Annotated in this window: 15 protein-coding genes; 8 read left to right on the top strand and 7 right to left on the bottom strand. The window is 65.3% G+C overall.

The features are described 5' to 3' along the window. Nucleotides 1-68: 68 nt before the first annotated feature. Nucleotides 69-2300, bottom strand: coding sequence for a HelD family protein (locus ACTIIH_RS13100; protein WP_441452250.1), 2232 nt, complete (start codon nt 2298-2300; stop codon nt 69-71). Between the two features lie 111 nt (nt 2301-2411). Beyond that, nucleotides 2412-3164, bottom strand: coding sequence for a spermidine synthase (locus tag ACTIIH_RS13095; protein WP_240811943.1), 753 nt, complete (start codon nt 3162-3164; stop codon nt 2412-2414). Between the two features lie 293 nt (nt 3165-3457). On the opposite strand from ACTIIH_RS13095, the gene ACTIIH_RS13090 reads away from it, so the two are divergent. Together ACTIIH_RS13090 and ACTIIH_RS13085 are read left to right on the top strand one after the other, a co-directional pair. Further along, complete coding sequence (locus ACTIIH_RS13090) at nt 3458-4630, top strand: DUF4192 family protein (RefSeq protein WP_441452247.1); 1173 nt, start codon at nt 3458-3460, stop codon at nt 4628-4630. A gap of 198 nt (nt 4631-4828) precedes the next feature. Next, the gene (locus tag ACTIIH_RS13085) at nt 4829-6334 is read left to right on the top strand and encodes an RNA polymerase sigma factor (RefSeq protein WP_441452245.1); all 1506 of its coding nucleotides are present in this window, start codon (nt 4829-4831) and stop codon (nt 6332-6334) included. 72 nt (nt 6335-6406) lie between these two features. On the opposite strand, the gene ACTIIH_RS13080 is transcribed toward ACTIIH_RS13085, so the two are convergent. After that, nucleotides 6407-7255: an N-acetylmuramoyl-L-alanine amidase gene (locus tag ACTIIH_RS13080; protein WP_127364463.1), complete on the bottom strand. Its 849-nt coding sequence runs from the start codon at nt 7253-7255 to the stop codon at nt 6407-6409. 126 nt (nt 7256-7381) lie between these two features. On the opposite strand from ACTIIH_RS13080, the gene ACTIIH_RS13075 reads away from it, so the two are divergent. After that, the gene (locus ACTIIH_RS13075) at nt 7382-9493 is read left to right on the top strand and encodes a DNA gyrase/topoisomerase IV subunit B (protein ID WP_101553377.1); all 2112 of its coding nucleotides are present in this window, start codon (nt 7382-7384) and stop codon (nt 9491-9493) included. A gap of 76 nt (nt 9494-9569) precedes the next feature. On the opposite strand, the gene ACTIIH_RS13070 is transcribed toward ACTIIH_RS13075, so the two are convergent. Continuing rightward, complete coding sequence (locus ACTIIH_RS13070; protein WP_101553378.1) at nt 9570-10463, bottom strand: M56 family metallopeptidase; 894 nt, start codon at nt 10461-10463, stop codon at nt 9570-9572. An 18-nt stretch (nt 10464-10481) separates the two neighbouring features. Continuing rightward, complete coding sequence (locus tag ACTIIH_RS13065; RefSeq protein WP_101553379.1) at nt 10482-10844, bottom strand: BlaI/MecI/CopY family transcriptional regulator; 363 nt, start codon at nt 10842-10844, stop codon at nt 10482-10484. A gap of 243 nt (nt 10845-11087) precedes the next feature. On the opposite strand from ACTIIH_RS13065, the gene ACTIIH_RS13060 reads away from it, so the two are divergent. The 3 genes from ACTIIH_RS13060 to cydC are packed head-to-tail and all read left to right on the top strand — an operon-like array spanning nt 11088 to nt 17308. Continuing rightward, nucleotides 11088-12659 (top strand): cytochrome ubiquinol oxidase subunit I, encoded by a 1572-nt coding sequence (locus ACTIIH_RS13060; protein WP_373270421.1) that lies wholly within the window; start codon nt 11088-11090, stop codon nt 12657-12659. Between the two features lie 12 nt (nt 12660-12671). Next, nucleotides 12672-13694, top strand: a complete 1023-nt coding sequence (gene cydB / locus ACTIIH_RS13055) for a cytochrome d ubiquinol oxidase subunit II (protein ID WP_101593338.1) — start codon at nt 12672-12674, stop codon at nt 13692-13694. Further along, nucleotides 13691-17308 carry a thiol reductant ABC exporter subunit CydC gene (gene cydC, locus ACTIIH_RS13050; RefSeq protein WP_441452243.1) on the top strand — a complete coding sequence of 1206 codons (3618 nt, stop codon included), beginning with the start codon at nt 13691-13693 and terminating at the stop codon, nt 17306-17308. The genes cydB and cydC overlap by 4 nt, the downstream gene beginning before the upstream one ends. A 2-nt stretch (nt 17309-17310) precedes the next feature. Here the strand turns inward: cydC and sepH are convergent, their stop codons facing one another. Further along, the gene (sepH, locus tag ACTIIH_RS13045; RefSeq protein WP_441452241.1) at nt 17311-18432 is read right to left on the bottom strand and encodes a septation protein SepH; all 1122 of its coding nucleotides are present in this window, start codon (nt 18430-18432) and stop codon (nt 17311-17313) included. A gap of 241 nt (nt 18433-18673) precedes the next feature. On the opposite strand from sepH, the gene ACTIIH_RS13040 reads away from it, so the two are divergent. After that, a complete protein-coding gene (locus tag ACTIIH_RS13040) occupies nt 18674-19786 on the top strand; it encodes a ferrochelatase (protein WP_101553382.1) in 1113 nt (370 codons plus the stop codon). 67 nt (nt 19787-19853) lie between these two features. Here ACTIIH_RS13040 and ACTIIH_RS13035 read toward each other — a convergent pair whose 3' ends face one another. After that, entirely contained in the window at nt 19854-20081 is a 228-nt protein-coding gene (locus ACTIIH_RS13035) for a hypothetical protein (protein WP_025779696.1), read from the bottom strand. Nucleotides 20082-20367: 286 nt separating this feature from the next. Between ACTIIH_RS13035 and ACTIIH_RS13030 the strand changes: the two genes are divergently transcribed. Further along, nucleotides 20368-20667, top strand: a complete 300-nt coding sequence (locus ACTIIH_RS13030) for a DUF4193 domain-containing protein (protein ID WP_025779694.1) — start codon at nt 20368-20370, stop codon at nt 20665-20667. The last annotated feature ends 131 nt before the right edge of the window (nt 20668-20798 follow it).

The raw sequence follows: 20798 nt of genomic DNA, 5'->3' as shown, positions 1-20798 counted from the left end.
TGACGGCGGCCCAGCAACCACGCGCGAGGTTGCTGGGCCGCCGTCAGGTAGTAATACGGGGTTTGGGGTCAGCCGGCTTGTCGGATAGTTTCGACGGAGAAGAGCTCGGTGAGCTCCGTCGATGCCGATGCCAGGACACGCAGACGTTCCGTCGTCCGGGTCAGCGCCACATAGAGACCGCCGACGCCCTTCTCGCTGCCGAGCGGGGCGATGCGGCCGGGTTCGACGATGATCACCGCGTCGAACTCGAGGCCCTTGGCCTGCTGCGGGGTGATGAGGGCGATCTGATGGTCCAAGCCGGTGACCGACCGCCCGAAATCGAAGTCTGCGAGCGCCTCGGCGATGGGATCGGTGAGCGCCTCATCAGCGATGACGGCGATCTTCCCACCTTCGGCGGCGGACACCTCGGCCGCGACCGCGGAAGGGAGGGCGGCCAGCAGCTCGGATTCGTCGGCGAAGGAGTCCAGGCGCGGATCCGAATCTCCCTGCCGCACCGACTCGACGAGCTCGAGCTGCGGGAAATGCCGATGCAGGTAGCGGTTGGCCAGATCCATCACCGACTGCGGGGTGCGGTAGGAGACCGTGAGCACCTGGAGGGCGAAGCGATCGCCGACGAACTCGGTGAGGATCGATGACCAGGTGCGGGCGTTGTCGACCTGCGAGGACTGGGCGAGGTCGCCGACGACGGTGGCCGACTTCGACGGCACGCGGCGGAAGAGCACCCGCCACTGCATCGGGGACAGCTCCTGCGCCTCATCGACGACGAGGTGGCCGTACGTCCACTCCCGATCCTCGAGGGCGCGTTCGGCCAGAGTCATCGTCGGTCCGTGCTCCTCCCAGCGGGCAGCGAGGGTCTCGGCGGAGACCATTCCGCCGGTCTCGGTCATATCGACGACGGCTTCGGCGTATTCGCGAGCCGAGTCATCCCGCGCCTGAGTCTGCTGAGGCGCGGAACCGAGAAGCTCGGCCAGCTCGTCGAGCAGGGGCACATCGTCGACCGTGAACTCATCCCGACGCTGCTCGAGCAGAATCGACTGTTCGGCGGGTGTGAGGAGCTTGCGAGCCGCGGCCTGGAGCTTGTGCGGTCTGCCCAGCAGAGAACGCAGAGCGGCCGCGGGACCGATGGGGAACCACGCGAGGTTGAGGGCGCGCCGGACGTCGACGGACGACCGCAGGTCCTCAAGCAGTTCGGGCAGCCGCTCCCCGGCCGCATCCATCCCCATCTCACGGGCGAGATCCTCGGCGAGGATCTTCAGCAGCCCGGTGACGAAACCGGTGCGGGCGGCATTGTGCGCATCTCCGCTGCGACGAGCCCGATCGCGCGCGGACTGCACATCCTTGCGCCGCAGCACGATCGTGTGCGAACGCACCCGCATCTCGACGTCGTGGTCGGGGATGCGCTGATAGTTCGCAATATGGTTCTTCAGCACCCGAGCCATCACGGAGCGGCCCTTGATCTCGGCTGCTGCCGGTGCATCAGCGGCATCCGTGTCGAGACCCGGATACAGCTGACCCGGGGTGAGCAGGACGGCCCCTGTCTCGCCGAGGCTGGGCAGAACCTTCTCGATGTACTTGAGGAACACCGTCGACGGGCCGACGAGGAGGACACCGGACTTCGCGATGCGCTCCCGATGACGGTAGAGCAGGAACGCGGCACGGTGGAGAGCGACGGCGGTCTTGCCGGTTCCCGGACCGCCCTGGACGACGAGGACGCCGGAGAGCGGACGGCGGATGATCGCGTCCTGTTCGGCCTGGATGGTCGCGACGATATCGCCCATCCGACCGGTGCGGTGGGTGGTCAGTGCTGCGAGCAGAGCACCTTCACCCTGGAGATTCGATCGCTGAGCGTCATCGAGCGCGTCGATGTCGAGCACATCGTCTTCGATGCCGGTGACCAACCGGTTGGCGGTCACGAGGTGACGGCGGCGGGCGATGCCGTCTGGATTGGCGGCCGTCGACTGGTAGAAGCGTTCGGCGGCCGGAGCCCTCCAGTCGATGAGGATCTGCTGACGCTGATCGTCGGTGAGTCCGATTCGGCCGATATAGGTGGGGTCGTCCTCGTCGACGATGTCGAGGCGACCGAAGCACAGTCCCTCCTCGGCGCCGTCGAGACGGATGAGCTGATCTTCGTACAGCGTCGCGAAGGCATCGCGTTCGGTGCGGTGCTGGTGGTTGCCTCCGACCTCGGAGATCCTCACCGTCCCCAGGCGGGCAGTCGTCTCCTCCCGGAGCTCATCGAGGCGGGCATAGAGCTCGTCGAGCTTGGTCTGCTCGACTCGAATTTCTGAAGTTTCGGTCATCTCACCTTCTTGGGTCGGCATTCAATTATGCCGAACTTTGCGCGGTGTCTGTAGTCGCAGCGTCATTTCGGACCGGGGCGTACCTCACATTCGGGCCGAGGGCGCGCGGCGTCACAGGCCCAGGCGGGAGCGCAGGTCGGTTCCGGCCAGGAAGGTCGCGGAGGAGGCGGCGGTGCGCAGACTCCGGTCTAGGCCGGCCGTGTCGAGTTCGGAGTGGGAGGCGAGGACGACGACGTTTCCGCGTCGACGTCCTTTGAGGATCGCCGGTTCCGTGGCGGCGGCAAGATGGGCGAAGTGCTCGCCGAGGCCGCGGAGTTCGGCCTTGAGAAGTCGGTGGTCGCCGGGGTCGGGCACATTGGCGAGGTAGATGCCGGAGTCCTTGACCGCCGCGGCGCAGGAGGCGAAGAACTTGGTCGTCTGCAGGGTTGTGGGAACCGAGTCGTGGTCGAAGGCATCCCGGACGAGAACGTCGAGGGTGTCGGCTCTGAACTTCCCGATCTCCACCGCTCCGTCGCCGGCGCGCAGGGCCAGGGCGGGGGAGCGGGGCAGATCGAACCAGTCACGGGCGAAGTCGAGCAGCTTGGCGTCGATGTCGATCGCCGTCTGCTTCGACCCCGGTCGTGCGGAGTCCAGCGCTCGGGCGAGAGCGCAGCCGGCGGCACCGATATGTGCGACCCGGAGAGTGCGGTGCGGGAGCTCGACGTCGATCATGCGTCGCATCCAGTCCAGGTACTCGAAGTCCAGACGCTGCGGATCGGACAGCGTGATCGACGACGACGGGACCCCATTGACATGGAGCACATAGGAATCGGCCTCGCCGTCGAGCTTCTCCAGCCGGGCCTGACCCGTCGAGATGTCGACCACTTGAGAACCAGGTGCTGTGTATATCCGTCGCTTCGCCACTCCTCACTTGTATGCCAGTGAGGCGATTGAGGCAATTCGGCGCAGATTCTCGTGGGGACAGCGGTCGTGACTCACCCATCTGCGGCCTGTGGACAGGATCGTCCCGTCCACAGGCGCAGGACGAGACCTGGAGGAACGGCCTCGGGATCGGGTGGAGTGGGGGTCGGACAGGAGGCCCTCTCACGGCATGGGCCTCACCGCAGCCACCGGAACCGCCGCAGCCGGCAGGTTCCGACCCCGTCAAGGAGGACGCAGTGAAGACACCGGCCCGCACGCCCGAGGACATCATCGGGATCATCCCTCACACTCTCGGCTACACCCCGCAACGCAGCCTCGTCGCCGTCATCGTCGGCACCGAGGGCAACGGGTCTCAGACCAGTTCGACGACGCTGCGCATCGACTTCGACCGGGAGAGCGCGGCGCAGACGCTGTCCGAGGGCGGCGGCTGGTACGCCGATCTCATCATGCGCGCCGGCTCGGTCAGCGGCGTCTTCCTCGTTCTCTACGATGATGACTACCAGCCGGTCAGTGCCTTCGGCCTCGGAGCCGACGCCGAATACGCCGAGGTCCACCGTGGACTCATCCGGGCGGCGATCGACGAGTTGGCCATGACCTTCGCCGCCAGAGGCGTCGAGACCCTCAGCGCCTGGTGGGTCAACCAGGAGCACTTCGGACGCATCGACGAGGACGGCTACGACTGCACGCCGCTGATCGAAGCCACCACCTCGGCGTGTGCCACGGAGCTCGTCGCCGGCGGATCCAATCCCGTCGCCGATCCGGTGGATCTCGTCATCTCACCGATGCCCGCCGAGGCCTTCGCCGACAGCCGCCGCGGACACGCCGAGGAGTGGATGGGCACGGACGAGGCCTTCGCGGTCCTCGCGGAGGTCTATCCGCGCTTGGACGTGATGCGGTGCGAGGAGGAGGCGATCGACGAGGCGCGCATCCACGAACTGATGGACCTGCCGACCGTGATGGCGCTCGACACTCTGCTCGTCGAGATCTGGTCACGCGACGCCCTGGAGATGATCCTGAGCTTCGACCACCCGGACTTCCCGCCGTCGGTGGTCAACGGTCTCGACGGGGAGGAGCTGTGCACGATGAGTCGCCGCGTCGTCACCCATGCGCAGGCCGCGCAGCAGCTCGTCGGCCTCTCCTCGCGTGCGCCGCGGCCGCGAGACATCATGGTCACCATCGCCTTCCTCAAGGACTACCTGCAGGCCGGGCACCCGCAGGCGAGGGCCAACGCCTATGCCGTCATCGCCTGGTTCGAATGGGCGCTGGGCGGATCGACGATGGCGCTGAACTATGCTCGTGCCGCGATCGAGGCCGAATCCGAACACGGACTGGCCGAACTCATCGTCGGCGCGGTCGACATGGGGTGCCTGCCTCGTTGGCTGACGGAGACGCAGCGCACGACCACCTGAACGAAGCTGTTTGATCGCCGCGGTCACCGAGTGAACGGCCCGGACGGATCGCCGCGGAGCCTTCGAGGTCCGATTCGCAAAGCAGGGAATAACGTGAGAAAATTAAGCGTTGACCCAGTCATTGCATGATGGGCGAGCTATGCGTGCTCGCCCCGGACCGTACGCGGACCACTTGACTTGGGTCTTCGTACTGTCCGAATGCATGGGGAAGTTTCAACGCTCGCGAAAGGTGAACACGTGCCCAGAGTCGACAAGGAATCCACAACGGTGACGGAGAAGTCGGAGGGAGCGGCCGACACGACCTCGACCGGTGGATCCAAGACCACTGCGGCGTCGAAGTCCACTGCGAAGAAGACGACCGCTGCCGGAGCCAAGAAGTCCGCGACCGCGAAGTCGACGACCGCGAAGTCGGCTGCCGCAAAGACCGAGGCGGCTGCGTCGAAGAAGACGACTGCTGCGAAGAAGACGACTGCTGCGAAATCGACGGCCGCAGCGAAGAAGACGACCGCAGCGAAATCGACGGCCGCGGCGAAGACGACCACGACGGAGTCCACCGCCGCCAAGGAAGCCACGAAGGCGACCAAGGCGAAGAAAGCCGACGACGTCATCGACACCACCGAGGAAGTCGAACCGGCCGCGGACGCTCTGGCCACAGAGGAGAGCCCCGCCGAGGCGACCGAGACGAAGAACTCGGAAGAGAAGGAGAAGAACGCCGCCGTGGCCGAGGCCGGAGGCTTCATCGTCTCCGACGCCGACGAAGAGGATGCACCTGCCCAGCAGGTCGTCTCCGCCGGTGCGACCGCGGACCCGGTCAAGGACTACCTCAAGCAGATCGGCAAGGTGGCGCTGCTCAACGCCGCCGAGGAGGTCGACCTCGCCAAGCGCATCGAGGCCGGAATGTACGCCGAGCACCTGCTCGACGGCGGAGAGGTCACCGACCCGCGCGAGACGATGGACTCCAAGTGGATCATCCATGACGGTCGCATCGCGAAGAACCACCTGCTGGAGGCCAACCTCCGCCTCGTCGTGTCCCTGGCCAAGCGCTACACCGGCCGCGGAATGCTCTTCCTCGACCTCATCCAGGAAGGCAACCTCGGCCTCATCCGCGCCGTCGAGAAGTTCGACTACACGAAGGGCTTCAAGTTCTCGACCTACGCCACGTGGTGGATTCGCCAGGCCATCACCCGCGCGATGGCCGACCAGGCCCGCACCATCCGCATCCCGGTGCACATGGTCGAGGTCATCAACAAGCTCGCCCGCGTGCAGCGCCAGATGCTGCAGGACCTCGGTCGCGAACCGGCCCCGGAGGAGCTTGCGAAGGAGCTCGACATGACACCCGAGCGTGTCGTCGAGGTCCAGAAGTACGGTCGCGAGCCCATCTCGCTGCACACCCCGCTGGGTGAAGACGGCGACTCGGAATTCGGCGACCTCATCGAGGACTCCGAGGCAGTTGTGCCCTCGGACTCGGTGAGCTTCACACTCCTCCAAGAGCAGCTGCACTCCGTGCTCGACACGCTCTCGGAGCGTGAGGCGGGAGTGGTGTCCATGCGCTTCGGACTCAATGACGGTCAGCCGAAGACCCTCGACGAGATCGGCAAGGTCTACGGCGTCACCCGTGAGCGCATCCGCCAGATCGAGTCGAAGACGATGGCCAAGCTGCGTCACCCGTCTCGTTCGCAGGTACTGCGCGATTACCTGGACTGAGGCCAGTCTCGAGGTCTGCTCGAGGTGAGAAGAGCGGAACGCCCCTGGGAATTTCCCAGGGGCGTATCCGAGTCAGAACCAGTCGACGACGCCGTCGAACAGGGCATCGGCGTACTTCTCCTGCCCGGATTTCGACTCCATGAGCTTCGCCTCAGACGGGTTGCGCATCTCTCCGCATTCGACGATGACGGCGGGCACCGAAGCATTGTTCAGACCGGCCAGGTCCGGCCTCCGGCTGATCGCGTCCTGTCCATAGGCCCTGTTCGGGGTGAACTCCTCACCCATCGACTTCCCCACCGATTTCGCCAGATCCACGGAAGCCCTCTCTGTCTTCTCGTTCTCACCGGGATCGGCGACGATGATGTGGAAGCCCTTCACCGCACTGGACTCGCTGCCGTTGGCGTGAATGCTCACGAGCAGATCCGCATCGTCGGCGAATGTCCCGCGCTCGTCCACACACGGTCCGACTCCTGTGTTGTCCTCGCGGCTGAGCACGACTTCGGCCCCGGCATCCGTCAGCGACTTCTCCAGCTTCCTCGCCACGGCCCACGTGAAATCGGCTTCCGGATAGTCGGAGCTCGTCGACGTGCCCGTGGTGTTGCACGCCTTCGTGCCTCCGCGACCGTCGGGCACCTGCCGATTGATCGTCTCCGGATGATCCGCATTGCCGCCGTTGTGTCCCGGATCGATCGCAATGACCTTCCCTTTGAGATCCGCCTCTGCCTCCTTCGCCGAGGCGGTGCCCGACTTCGCGTCGTCGCCTCCGTCCGCACCGTTGCCGGCAGTCGGAGACTCGCCGGTCGTCTCGGCCGCCTGACTCGTTCGTCCGGGGGCACCTGCGCCCTGGGAACAGGCCGCCAGTCCGGGCAGGCTGACAGCGGCGGTGAGAAGGAGACTTGGGACGAGGAGGCAATGCGGCATGACTCCATTGTTTCAGCTCAGGAGTGCCCATGGTCGGGGTCGACCGGATGTATTCCCGACACGGGCCCGAGGGAATAGGGTCCTGCGCGCGCAGCGATTAGAGTTTAATCGAACGAGAGGAATTGTGTGGAAGACGAAAGCTACGGCGCCAGGCACCTGTCCGTCCTGTCCGGTCTTGAAGCGGTACGCAAGCGACCCGGCATGTACATCGGCACGACCGACTCCCGCGGTCTCATGCACTGTCTGTGGGAGGTCATCGACAATTCCGTCGACGAGGCCCTCGGCGGGTACGGTTCTGAGATCCTCATCGAGCTCGCTGCCGACGGCTCGGTGGCGGTCACCGACAAGGGCCGCGGGATCCCCGTCGACATCGAACCGAAGACCGGACTGACCGGCGTCGAGGTCGTCATGACCAAGCTCCACGCCGGCGGCAAGTTCGGCGGCACGTCCTACGCCGCTTCGGGCGGACTGCACGGAGTCGGCGCCTCGGTCGTCAACGCCCTGTCCGCTCGCCTCGACGTCGAGGTCACCCGCGGATCGAAGGTGCACAAGATGTCCTTCCGCCGAGGCGTGCCCGGACGCTTCGACGACTCCTCCGGCACTCCGAGCCCGGACAACCCCTTCGAAGCCTTCGAGGAACCGACCGGTCTCGACATCGTCGGCAAGGCCAAGCGCGGAGCCACCGGCACCCGTGTCCAGTACTGGGCGGATCCGCAGATCTTCCTGTCCAAGGCCCAGTTCGACTACCCGCACCTGGTCGAACGTGCCCGTCAGACCGCCTTCCTCGTTCCCGGCCTCGAACTGCGCATCGTCGACCGGCGCGGCGTCGTCCGAGACGAGACCGGCGCCGTCATCGCCGAGCGCGAAGAGGTCTTCAAATTCGACGGCGGAATCACCGAATTCGTCGACCATCTCTCCATCGATCCTCCGATCACCGATACCTGGCGTCTGCAGAACACAGGGACCTTCAAGGAGACCGTCCCGGTCCTCAACTCCTCGGGTCACCTCGAATCCAAGGAAGTCGAACGCGAGGTCGGCGTCGATATCGCTCTGCGCTGGGGGACCGGTTACGACACGAAGCTGAAGTCCTTCGTCAACGTGGTCGCCACCCCGCAGGGCGGCACCCACCTCGCCGGGTTCGAGCAGGCCTGCCTGAAGGCGATGCGCAAGGCCGTCGACGCCAACGCGCGCAAACTCAAGGTCGGCAAGGACAAACTCGAGAAGGACGATGTGCTCGCCGGCATCACCGCAGTCGTCACCGTCCAGCTGGCCGAACCCCAGTTCGAGGGGCAGACGAAGGAGGTCCTCGGCACCGCCGCAGTGCGCCAGATCGTGGCGAAGACCGTCGAGACTCAGCTCGGCGAGGTGCTCGCGTCGACCAAGCGCGCGCAGAAGCAGCAGGCAGCCGTGCTCATGGAGAAGGTCGTGGCCGAGATGAAATCGCGCATCTCTGCCCGCACCCACAAGGAGAACCAGCGACGCAAGACCGCGTTGGAAGCCTCCTCGCTGCCGGCGAAACTCTACGACTGCCGCGACAACGGAGTGGAGAACACGGAGCTGTTCATCGTCGAGGGTGACTCGGCGATGGGCACGGCGAAGGCCGCCCGCAACTCCGATCACCAGGCGCTGTTCCCCATCCGCGGGAAGATCCTCAACGTCCAGAAGGCGACCTTGGCCGACATGCTCGCCAACGTCGAATGTTCGGCGCTCATCCAGGTCATCGGCGCCGGTTCGGGTCGCAGCTTCGATATCGACGCCGCCCGCTACGGGCGCGTCGTCATCATGACCGACGCCGATGTCGACGGCGCGCATATCCGCACCCTGCTGCTGACTCTGTTCTTCCGGTATATGAAACCGCTGGTCGAGGCCGGTCGCGTGTTCGCCGCCGTGCCTCCGCTGCACCGGGTCGAGGTCGTGACGAAGCGCGGAACGCCCAACGACATCATCTACACCTACACAGAAGCCGAGCTCCATACTCTGCTGAAGAAGCTCGAGAAGCAGAAGAAGACCTACAAGGAACCGATCCAGCGGTACAAGGGCCTCGGCGAGATGGACGCCGACCAGCTGGCCGAGACGACCATGGATCCGAGCATGCGCACCCTGCGTCGGGTGACGATGGCCGATGCCGAGATGGCGGAGAACACCTTCGAGCTCCTCATGGGATCATCGGTCGGACCGCGCAAGGAGTTCATCGTCTCCGGCGCCGCCGTCCTCGATGCCGAACGCATCGACAGCTGAAAGCGACTGCTGAGTCAGCACCGATGCTGAGTCAGCACCGACTCATCTGAGCCCGGGCCGAGATTCGCGCCCGGGCTCAGATGCCGAATGCCGAGGGTGTGACGATGAGCAGGGTCGGCAGGAGCAGAAGCAGAACGGCCAGTCCGATCGACATCAGGCGCACGGGGATCCGCGCCGGATCCAAGGGGCGTGACAGGCGCAGGATGCGCTGAGCGGACAAATCACTGCGATGCTCGGGGCTGATCGCTGCGGCTGATCCGACCGCCCGGGCCAGGATCTGCGGATCGACATGGTCACGCGCCTGATCATCGGCCATGAGCTCGATGAGTCGATTCACCGAGTTCAGCCCGATGGCCGTGGCCGAGAAGTAGGGCAGGGCCCGATGCCAGGCGGCAAACGGGATGACGAGCACATCGTGCCGGAAATCCAGATGGGCCCGCTCATGGGCGATGACGGCGGTGCGTTCGTCCTCGTCGAGGGCCTTGAGCAGACCGGTGGACAGGACCGCGGTGCCTTTCCGCGGTCCTTTGGGCAGACAGTAGGCGACGGCTTCATCGGTGGTGATGATGCGGGTGTCCGGGTAGGCGATCGACGGTTCGCTGAGCAGATGGAGGATCTCGTCGTGGCGCAGGCGGGTCTTCCGCGCCGAATAGAACGTGAGGACCAGGCAGCCGAGCAGCCGAGCGATGAGGACTACGGCGATGACGAGGAAGATCCACGCCAGGAGCGACAGCTGGGTGTGGTCCTTGCCCCGCATGAGATCGAAGAGTCCCTGGGGGAGGCTCGTCGTGCCCGGGGCGACGGCGAAAGCGAGAGCGGCGCCGATGAGCGACAGTCCTCCCGAGAGTCCGACGGCCTGCCACAGGACGACCTCGGAGATCGGGTCACCGCGGAATCGAGCGAGTGCCGCAGGTACAGGCCATGCCAGCAGAAAAGCCAGCACGGCCAGAATGATTCCCACGATGGTCATTGAGGTGACCGGCCTGGGTCAGGACTGCGTCGAGTGATTGCGCCCGAGCAGGTTGCGCAGCGCCTTGGTGTCGGCCTCCGAGACGGTGCCGAGGAAGCGAGCGAGCACAGCCTGACGGTCCGGTGCCTGAGACAGCATCTCGGTCATCAGCTCCGCCACGTGATCCTCACGGGTCGAGACCGCGATGTAGCGGTGCGGACGGATGCTGCGATCGCGAGTGACGAATCCCTTCTTATCGAGCCGAGACAGAACCGTATGGACCGTCGTCAGCGCGAGCTCGCGGTCCGAGAGGACTTCGCGGAGTTCGGCGGCACTCAGCCCGTCATCGTGGACCCAGATGGCGTCCATGACGCTGCGTTCGAGTTCACCCAGTGTTCCCACAGTTCTTTCGCCCTCAATTTCTTTGTCGGTCTGATCGCCCCAGTATATCTCTACAGTCTGTCGAATTCCACACAGACACCTGACCTTCGGCCCAGTCGCGGCCCTGGCCAGGTGCGCTTGACCCAGCGCATAATTGGAAGCGGGAGTCTTGAATGATGAAACCGTGACGGCGGCGTTTCTACGACCTGTAGAATTCTACGTGACGTAGAAACACTGCTCGCGTGAAACCTGAATGGAGCACCCATGGAGCTGGACCCGGTCCTCATCGGACGGTGGCAATTCGGAATCACAACGGTCTACCACTTCTGGATGGTGCCGTTGACCCTGGGGCTGGGCATGCTCGTGGCGATCCTGCAGACGATCTACCACCGCACCGGCAACGAGGTGTATCTGCGCAGCACGAAATTCTTCGGCAAGCTCTTCCTCATCAACTTCATCATGGGAGTGGCCACCGGCCTGGTCCAGGAATTCCAGTTCGGCATGGCGTGGAGCGAATACTCCCGCTTCGTCGGCGACGTCTTCGGTGCGCCCCTGGCGTTGGAGGCCCTGCTGGCCTTCTTCCTCGAATCGACGTTCCTCGGCCTGTGGATCTTCGGTTGGGGCCGACTGCCTCGCGCCGTCCACCTCGGTTCACTGTGGTTGGCCGTCATCGGCACATGGATCTCGGCCTACTTCATCATCGTCGCGAACTCCTGGATGCAGCATCCCGTCGGCGTCGAGATGGTCGACGGCCGGCCCGTGATGACCGACGTCTGGGCGGTGCTCGGCAACAACACCGCCATTGCCGCCTTCACGCACACGATCTTCGGCGCCCTGGCCGTCGGCGGTTCCTTCCTCCTCGGCATCTCCTGGTACCACCTCTACCACCGGCGCAAGGACGGAATCGACACCGTCGGAGCCGACGGCAAGGTCATCGTCGGTTCCTCGATGAAGATTCCCGGACGGGACAAGACAGACCATGCGGTGTGGATCAAGTCCCTGCGCATCGGTGCGATCGTCGGCGTCCTCGCCTTCGCCGGCGTCTCGATCACCGGTGACGTCCAAGCCAAGCTGATGTTCGAACAGCAGCCCATGAAGATGGCCTCCGCCGAGGCGGCCTGCCACGACGGCACCCAATTCTCCGTTCTCACAGTCGCCGATCCCTCGTCGAATGACTGCGACGGCGTGGAGAACATCTTCGAGATCCCCGGTCTGCTGTCGTTCCTGGCCAACGGGGACTTCGACACCCCCGTCCACGGTGTGACGACGCTGCTGCCCGAATACCAGGAGCGCTACGGCACCCACATCCCCGACGACCCGCGCTACGGCGAGCACGCCGGTGAACCGATCGACTACCAGCCGATCATGATCGTCACCTACTGGGGCTTCCGGATGATGATCGGCTTCGGCGCCCTGGCCGCCGGGGTCTGCGTCATCGGACTGTGGCTGGCCCGCAAGGGCACGGTGCCCGAGTCGAAATGGCTCAGCCGCGGCTTCGTCCTGGCCATCACGGCACCGTTCCTCGCGAACTCGGCCGGATGGATCTTCACCGAGATGGGCCGTCAGCCCTTCGTCGTCGCCCCGAACCCGGCTCAGCTCGACGGGGTGTATATGTACACCCAAGCGGCGCTGTCACCCGAGGTGACACCGGCCATGCTGCTGTTCTCACTGATCAGCCTGGCTACCGTCTACGGAATCCTGATGGTCGTCGAACTGCGATTGATCACGAAGTACGTCAAGGGCGGAGTCGCCTCGGCGATGCCCGAACTCGACCAGACGAATACGAAACCCACGATCACCGACAACGGCGACGACGTCCTGTCGTTCGCGTACTGAGGGAAGGTCACGATGGAAATCCTCGCCACAATCTGGTTCGTCCTCATCGTCGTGCTCTGGATGGGATACCTCTTCCTCGACGGCTTCGATCTCGGTGTGGGCATGATGATGCCCTTCCTCAGTCGCAGCGAACGCAGCAAACGCGTTCTGCTCAACTCGATCGGCCCGGTCTGGGAGGGCAACGAAGTCTGGCTGATCACCGCGGCCGGAGCGATGTTCGCCGCGTTCCCGCACTGGTACGCCTCACTGTTCTCCGCGCTCTACATTCCCCTGACGATCTGCCTGCTCGCACTGATCTTGCGCGCCGTGGCCATCGAATACCGCGGCAAGGGGCACTCGCAGCGGTGGAAGTCCTTCTGGACCTGGGCCGTGGCCGTGGGCTCGGCCGGAACTGCCGTCTGCATCGGAGCGATGCTGGCGCTGACGACAATCGGGCTGCCGCTCAATGATCACGGCGATATGATCGGCGGACCCTTCGCCTGGATGTCGTGGCCGGCGCTCGTCGGCGGCCTCGGCGGGCTCGGCTTCTCCCTGGCCCACGGGCTCATCTTCCTCGGACTCAAGACCCAGGGCGAAGTCCGGGCGCGGTCGCGGCGCTGGGCCGGGAGGCTCATGCTGCCGGCGGCGGTCCCGTTCCTCATCTGGTTCGCCTCCTCGATCACTCAGCGGACCTGGCTCGTCGTTCCGGTGCTCATTGCGATTGCCGCGCTCATCGCCGCGTACTTCGCGGTGCGCGCCGGAGCCGAGAAGAGAGCGTTCATTCTGCACGGGATCTATCTCATCGCAGGACTGGCAGCGGTCTTCGCCGGTACCTTCCCGAACGTTCTGCCCTCGACGCTCGACCCGTCGAACTCGCTGACGATCGGTGCCGCCTCGTCGTCGGACTACACCCTGAACGTCATGCTCATCGTGACGATCGTGATCCTGCCGATCATCATCGCCTACCAGATCTTCAGCTACCGGATGTTTCTCGGCCGCATCGCCGAGACCCACATCCCCGAAGCGCACAAGCTGCCGGTGGCGATCCGATCGTGAACTCGCCCCTGTCGATCCTGCTCGAACTGCCGACCGGTCGGCGGGGGCTGGCACTCTCGGTGTTCTCCGCCCTGTGCCGGGCGGTGGGGATCGTCCTCATCGCCGAAGCGCTGGTGCGCGCCATCATCGGCCATAGTGCGCCCGGGGTATGGGTGGTCATCGGCGCCCTCGGCGCACTGTTGCGCGGCGGCGGTCTCTGGCTCGACCGCAGTCTGGGCACCTCCTTGGCCGCTGAATCGAAACAGGGGCTGCGTCGCTCGATCCTTTCGGGTCTGCTCCGCGGGCGGGGACGCCCGCGGACGAATGCGGCGGTCACGGTCACCCGCGGAATCGACGATCTCGATGACTACTTCACCACGGTGGTGCCGGCCCTGACTGCGGCCGCCGTGGTGCCCATCGTCCTGCTGGTGCGCATCGTCTTCAGCGACGTCCTCTCCGCGGTCATCATCACGGTATGTCTGCCGCTGGTTCCGGTGTTCATGGTGCTCATCGGCCGCTATACGGCGGAGTCGACCTCGGCGACGCTGGCGGCTCTGGAGCGGCTGTCGGATCATCTGGCCGAACTCGCCGAAGGGCTTCCCGTGCTCATCGGCCTCGGGCGTTCACGTGATCATGCGGCTCGGCTGCGGGAACTGGGGCAGCGCTACCATGCGGCGAACCTGTCGACGCTGCGCATCGCGTTCCTCTCGAGTCTGGCGCTCGAGCTCATCGCCACGATCTCGGTGGCACTCGTCGCCGTGGTCATCGGTCTGCGCCTGGTCAACGGGACGATGGACCTCGCCGACGGCCTGCTGGTCCTGCTCATCGCACCCGAATGCTTCATCCCCCTGCGGGAGCTCGGGGCCGGATACCACGCGAGTGAGAACGGTCGCGAAGCGCGGGGGAGAGCCCAGGCGCTGGTTTCACAGACTCAGCCGGCAGCCGCCGCGCCGACGGCTGCCACCGAGGCGACGGCTGCCGCCGGGGCGACGGCCGACACCGAGGCGACGGCCGCCACCGAGGCGACGGCCGACCGGGGACATGCGCTCAATACTCCCGGTCGGCCGGGTGAGCAGCGCGTTCTCTATGCCGACGGCACGCTCATCACCTGGTCGGGCACCATCGACGCTCGGCCGGGCGTGACGACGATCAGCGGCCGGTCTGGGACAGGCAAGACGACTGTGCTCGGGGCGCTGGTCGGCAGCCTGCCGGCCGATGCGCACTCCACCGTCGCTCCCGTTGCCGCAGCCTATATGCCGCAGGCTCCGCGGATGTTCGCCGAGACCATCGGTGCCGAACTCGCCCTCTTCGGACTCGACGAGGACGGAGCGCGGTCGGCCCTGGCCGCCGCCGGCCTGCCCACCGATCTGCGTGTGCAGACCGCGGCACTGAGCCCCGGCCAGCAGCGCCGGCTGGCGCTGGCGCGTGTGCGGCATCGCCTCGGTGACGGGGGCGGGCTGCTCGTCCTCGACGAACCCACCGCCCACCTCGATGCCGACAATGCCGACATCGTCATCGCCATGATCGCCGAGGCGGCCGCCACCAACCGTGTGTTCCTCGCCAGCCATGACGAACAGGTTCGTGCCCTGGCCGACACCGAGATCCGCCCGGAGAAGACGCGAATCGACGGGGCCCAGGCCGCGGACATTGCGGCTGCGGCGGAGACCGCAGCCGCGGGTCAGCACTGGAACGACGCGGCCGAGGCTCCCGCCACACGGACCAGGGACGACTCCGGTCCGAAGAGTCTGCTGGGTTCGGGCAGTGGGCATCGGGATCGGATGCGTGCCGAGCCGCAGTCGCGAGACCGAACCGATGCCGAGTGGCAGTCGGGCACAGAAGCACGGACGGGAACCGCAGCCCGGACAGCCGCACTGCGCCGGCGTTGGTCTGTTCTCAACTCGAGTCTTCCGCTCTTCACTCCGACCATGCTGGTGGCAGCCCTGACCGCGTGCGCGTCCAGTCTCGCGGCCATCGCCTTGACCGCGGTTTCTGCATGGCTCATCGTCGAAGCCTCCTACCAGCCGCCCATCATGCTGCTCATGGTCGCCATCGTCGGCGTGCGCTTCTTCGGGCTCAGCCGGTCCGTGCTCCTCTATGCCAGCCGACTGAAGCTGCACTCGGCGATCTTCGCCGCCCTCACGCGACTGCGCACTCGACTGTGGGAGCACTTCGAGCGTGTGGGGATGAGTGATCGGCGGCTGCTCACCTCGGACTCGGCGCTGCGCGCCATGGTCGCCGACGCCGATGACGTCCGCGACCTGGTGCCCCGGACTCTGTTCCCGCCGCTCGTCTCCGTCCTGGTCGTCATGGGTGTGAGCATCACGGCGGCACTTCTCCATGTGGAGTCTCTGGTCTGGTTCGTCCTGCTGGGCGCTGTCAACCTCATCATCGTCCCGATCCTCGTGATCCGGGCAGAGAGCCGCCTGGCGCACGGAATCCGGGAGGGCCGCAGCCGGATTCTGTCCGTCCTCACCCGCGCTCTCAACGCGAAGGACGATCTGGCCACGAACCGTGTCGACACTGAGGTGATCGGCCTGTTGGCCGGTCTGGAGTCCGACCTCGAGAAGAAGCAGAAGGCGTCGGCCCGCAATTACGGCCTCGCCCAACTGTGGCTGCAACTGAGCACCTTCGCCACCGCAGTGATCCTGGCGGCAACCGCAGACGCTCCGACCGAGATCGTCGCCGTGCTTTCGCTCATGGCCCTGGGGCTGGGAGAGGTGTTCGCCTCGGCACTCGAGGCATTCCGCCAACTGCCGGGTTTGGCAGCGGCACTGGACTGCCTGCCCGATCCAGACAATGCGGAGGACCGCGAAGCCGAGGTGTCGGGACCCGACGCCGAGGAATCGGCTCCTGCCGCCGGAACGACGGTCGAAGAGAACGACGATTCGTCGCGCCATTCTGACCCCGCGGCCGAGCTCGTCGGCGTCGACGCCCTCGAATTCGATGAGATCACCGTCGGATGGGACGACCGGGCGGTCGTGACAGGGCTCGACCTGCGGGCCGAACGCGGACGCTGGACCGTGCTGTGCGGCGACAGCGGAACCGGAAAGACGACGAGCCTGAGTGTGCTCCTGCGGTTCCTCGATCCTTGGTCCGGAAGCTACCACGTCCGTGACCGGACCGGGGTCGGCCACGATATGCTCACGCGCTCACCGGCAGACCTGGTCGGCCGCATCGCCTGGTGCCCTCAGGAGGCACACGTCTTCCGGTCCACCGTGCGCGGCAATCTCGCCCTCGCGAGGCAGACGGTGCTCGGAGACGACGAGATGGTCAGCGCGCTGAGAGCGGCAGGGCTGGGCGACTGGGCCGACATCGCGGGTCTCGACCGGTGGGTCGGAGACCACGGTACGGAGATCTCCGGTGGTCAGCGCCAGCGATTGGCAGTGGCGAGAACTCTGCTGACCGGCGCCGATGTGATCGTCCTCGACGAGCCGACGGCACATTTGGACGATGAGACGGCACGGCTGCTCGTCGACGACCTGCGCGGGAACCTCCGCGATCGCACGGTCGTCATGGTCACTCACGACAGGCGCCTGATCGCGGATGGCGATGAGGTCGTCGACCTCGGCACAGTCCAACCGGGTGCGGCAGACCTCGGCACACAGGTTCCCGAGGGCGCACACTCGGCAGTCTGAGGTCAGTCCCGCTTCGACCCGAACATGATCTCGTCCCAGCTCGGGATCGAGGCTCGCGAATTCTTCTTCGACTTCGGCTTCGAGTCCTTCGCCGACGCGGAGTCCTTGAAATCATCGGAGTGATCGCTCACCCCGGGCTCATTGAGCAGCGAGAGCTGATTCTCATCGTCGAAGACACCGACCTTCTCGGTCGGCTCCTGCGGCTCCTCGGCAGGGGCAGCCGCATCCTCGAAGGCGAAGACCTCGTCATCGGCGGCGGCTTCGGGCCGACCGGGAGCAGTGTGCGCTCCCTGCGGGTGAGTCTCGGGATCCTCGGTGACCGCACGCAGACGGGTCCGCGGCTCCTCTTCGGTGTGGCGACGCTTGCGCAGGTTCTCCAGAATCCGGCCGGTCTCGGCCTGGTGATCGCGGGCCTGCTGCGACGGAGCCGAACCGGCGGTGGGGCGGACCGGTCCGTCCGCGGCGATCGACGCGGACGACCGATCGGTGTGCGGGAGGACATCGACCTCCTCGGTGTTCCTCTGTCGCTCGGCACCGCTGCCGTAGTTCGGGATCGGTCCGGTGTCGGTGGGGCCAGAATCGGCGAGCCACTTCGCCTCGTCATCGATCGGGGTCAGCGAACGGCGGTAGTAGTGCCAGCTGGCGGTGCGAACACGGTCGGCGGCAGTGAAGCTGAGCTGGATGTACCAGTTGCCGTCCTGCTGCTTCCAGGAATCCCATTCCATCGTCTCGATATCGACATCGCGCATCGCCAGACGTTCCTGGCACAGCTCGATGAGCGGAGTCGGCTCACCGTTGGGATCGTGGTCGGAATAGATGGGATGACGGCTGGCGAGGTAAGCGGTGCGTTCGCGTTCGGCCATCGCCGGACCTTCATAGGTGCGCACATATTCGAGATCGGCGCCGGTGGTGGCCACGACCTCCTCGGCGTCCATGCCGCCGCGGATCATGGCCTGGATCTCCTTCGGGCGCACGGGAGCCTCGGACTTGGACTGGGAGCGGTCCCTGCGGACCGCGGCGATGAGCGCCTCATCGAGGCCGACTCGGTACTGAAGCCCGTTCTCGTCGTTCAACAGCAGATGGGTCCCGTCTGCGTTGACTCCGTTCAAGATCAGTTCACGCATTGCCTTAAGCTCCTTTGTCGCGTCTCCTGAAGATCGTGTCACGTTCGGCGCGTCGTGCCGGGCAGATTTCCGCGCGAGTCGCGAAATCACGGGCCGAATCGACCGCCGGCAGAGAGCGACTGTGAGACCGGCCACGGATGCGGCCGGCGCAGCCCGGGCCGATCCGTCTGCACCATGAGTGAGTGCGGCTCACTCTGCGGACAGCGAGCCGAGTCGAGGCGCAGTCTGTAAGATCGAAACCGTGAATACGACTGCACCCATCGACGCCCTGGTCCTCATGTCATTCGGCGGACCGGAGGCTCCAGAAGAAGTGGTTCCATTCCTGCGCAACGTCACCGCCGGACGAGGGATTCCCGAGGAGCGGCTCGAGGAGGTGGGAGAGCACTATTTCGGTTTCGGAGGCAAATCTCCGATCAACGATCAGAACAAAGCGCTGCTGGCCGCGCTGCGCGACGAACTCGATCGTCGCGGGATCGAGACTCCGCTGATCTGGGGCAACCGCAACTGGGACCCCTATCTCACCGATGAGGTCCGCACCCTGGCGGAGGACGGTGCCACACGGTTCCTCTCGATCGACACCTCCGCCTACTCGTCCTACTCGTCGTGCCGCCAATACCGTGAGGACTTCGCGAAGACGATCGACACACTCAAGGACGAAGGCTTCACCGTCGCGATCGACAAGATCCGACAGTACTACAACCACCCCGGCTACGCCGACGCCTGTGCGGACTGTCTGAACGAAGGCCTCACCGACTTCCGGAGCAGGGTCGGACAGATGGACTCGGCCAAGCACCGGATCCTCTTCGTCACCCACTCGATCCCCAACGTCATGCAGGACGCCTCCGAGGCGACGACCAACGGCTACCGTGCCCAGCACGAGGAGCTCATCGACCATCTCATGGGGCGCATCGATGAGGCCGACCGCGTTCCGGCCGAACTCGTGTACTGCTCGCGTTCCGGCTCGCCCGAGGTGCCGTGGCTCGAACCCGATGTCAACGACCGGATGACCGAACTCGCCGAGGAGGGGGTGACCGGTGTCGTGCTCGTGCCCATCGGCTTCATCTCCGATCATATGGAGGTCGCCTTCGACCTCGACACCGAGGCGAAGGAGACCGCAGCAGAGCTCGGCCTCGACTTCACCCGGGTGGCGACTGTGGGCACCCACGACGCGTTCGTCAAGGGCCTCGTCGATCTCGTGGAGGAGCGGGTCGCTCAGCTGCGTGGAGACGACATCGACGCTCCTGCCCTGCCCGGGACGAAGGCCCTGGTGCCCGGCAGCGGAGCGTGCAGCATCGATTGTTGCCGGGGCCGCATCGAGCGGGCGACCCATCCGAACTGGGCCGTGGCGAACTGAGTCCGAGAAACGAAAGAACCCTCCCTCACCGCAGCGGTGAGGGAGGGTTCTTTCTCTCGGTGTTCTCTCAGTTGTCGTCGGGGGCCGGGATGACCGGCAAGGCACCTGTCTCGGCCTGGATCACCTCGGCGATAGGGCCGGTGTCGACATCGTTGCGACCGGCGAGTTCCATGAGGTTCTGCAGGTCGTCGATGAGATTTTCGACGAGGAAGTCGTCACCGGCAGACCGGGCCTCGTGAATGCGATGACGGACATCATCGATTCGGGTGTCGAGCTGATCAGCGAATTCACTCATTGTGGATCCGTCCTTCCTCGGGCCGCCTCCACAGGGGACGAGCCCGGTAATCTACCGACAGGCAGTGCTGTCGGTGCTGTCCATCACAAGCATTCTTGCAGAGCTCTTCGTGAACTCTATGTGTGCTCTGTCCATGCAGACAAGCTGGTGACGAGAATCACCGTATCGGGTCTTCATTCCATCTTGCCAACGGCAAGCATACAGTGCACAATGCTGGGGACACATCTCGGAAGAGGAGAAGAGTTCCTCTTCGGCACCCCCTTCGGACAGAGAGCGATGAGGCCATATGGCAACAGACTACGACGCACCTCGCAAGCAAGACGATGAGATCAAAAGCGATTCGATCGAGCAGCTCAAGGCCCAGCGTTCCCAGGATCAGGCGAGCAAGATCGACGAAGACGAGACTGCGGTAGCCGAAGGCTTCGAACTCCCGGGTGCGGACCTGTCGAACGAAGAGCTCTCCGTTCGGGTTCTGCCCAAGCAGAACGATGAGTTCACCTGCATGGAGTGCTTCTTGGTCCGCCATCGTTCGCAGCTTGCGACGGAAGAGGGCGGGATCCCCATCTGCACGGACTGTGCAGGCTGAATCGCTTCTCTTCGCGAAATCCCGAAAACGGACCGCACCCTCGAAAGGGCTGCGGTCCGCTTTTATCCTCCAATTGCTACCTGACGGCGGCGCAGCAACCTCGCGCGAGGGTGCTGGGCCGCCGGGCGGGG

The sequence above is a fragment of the Brevibacterium sp. genome (assembly GCF_052105255.1).
Taxonomy (GTDB): domain Bacteria; phylum Actinomycetota; class Actinomycetes; order Actinomycetales; family Brevibacteriaceae; genus Brevibacterium; species Brevibacterium linens_B.
This window is presented reverse-complemented; position numbering and strand designations above follow the sequence as displayed.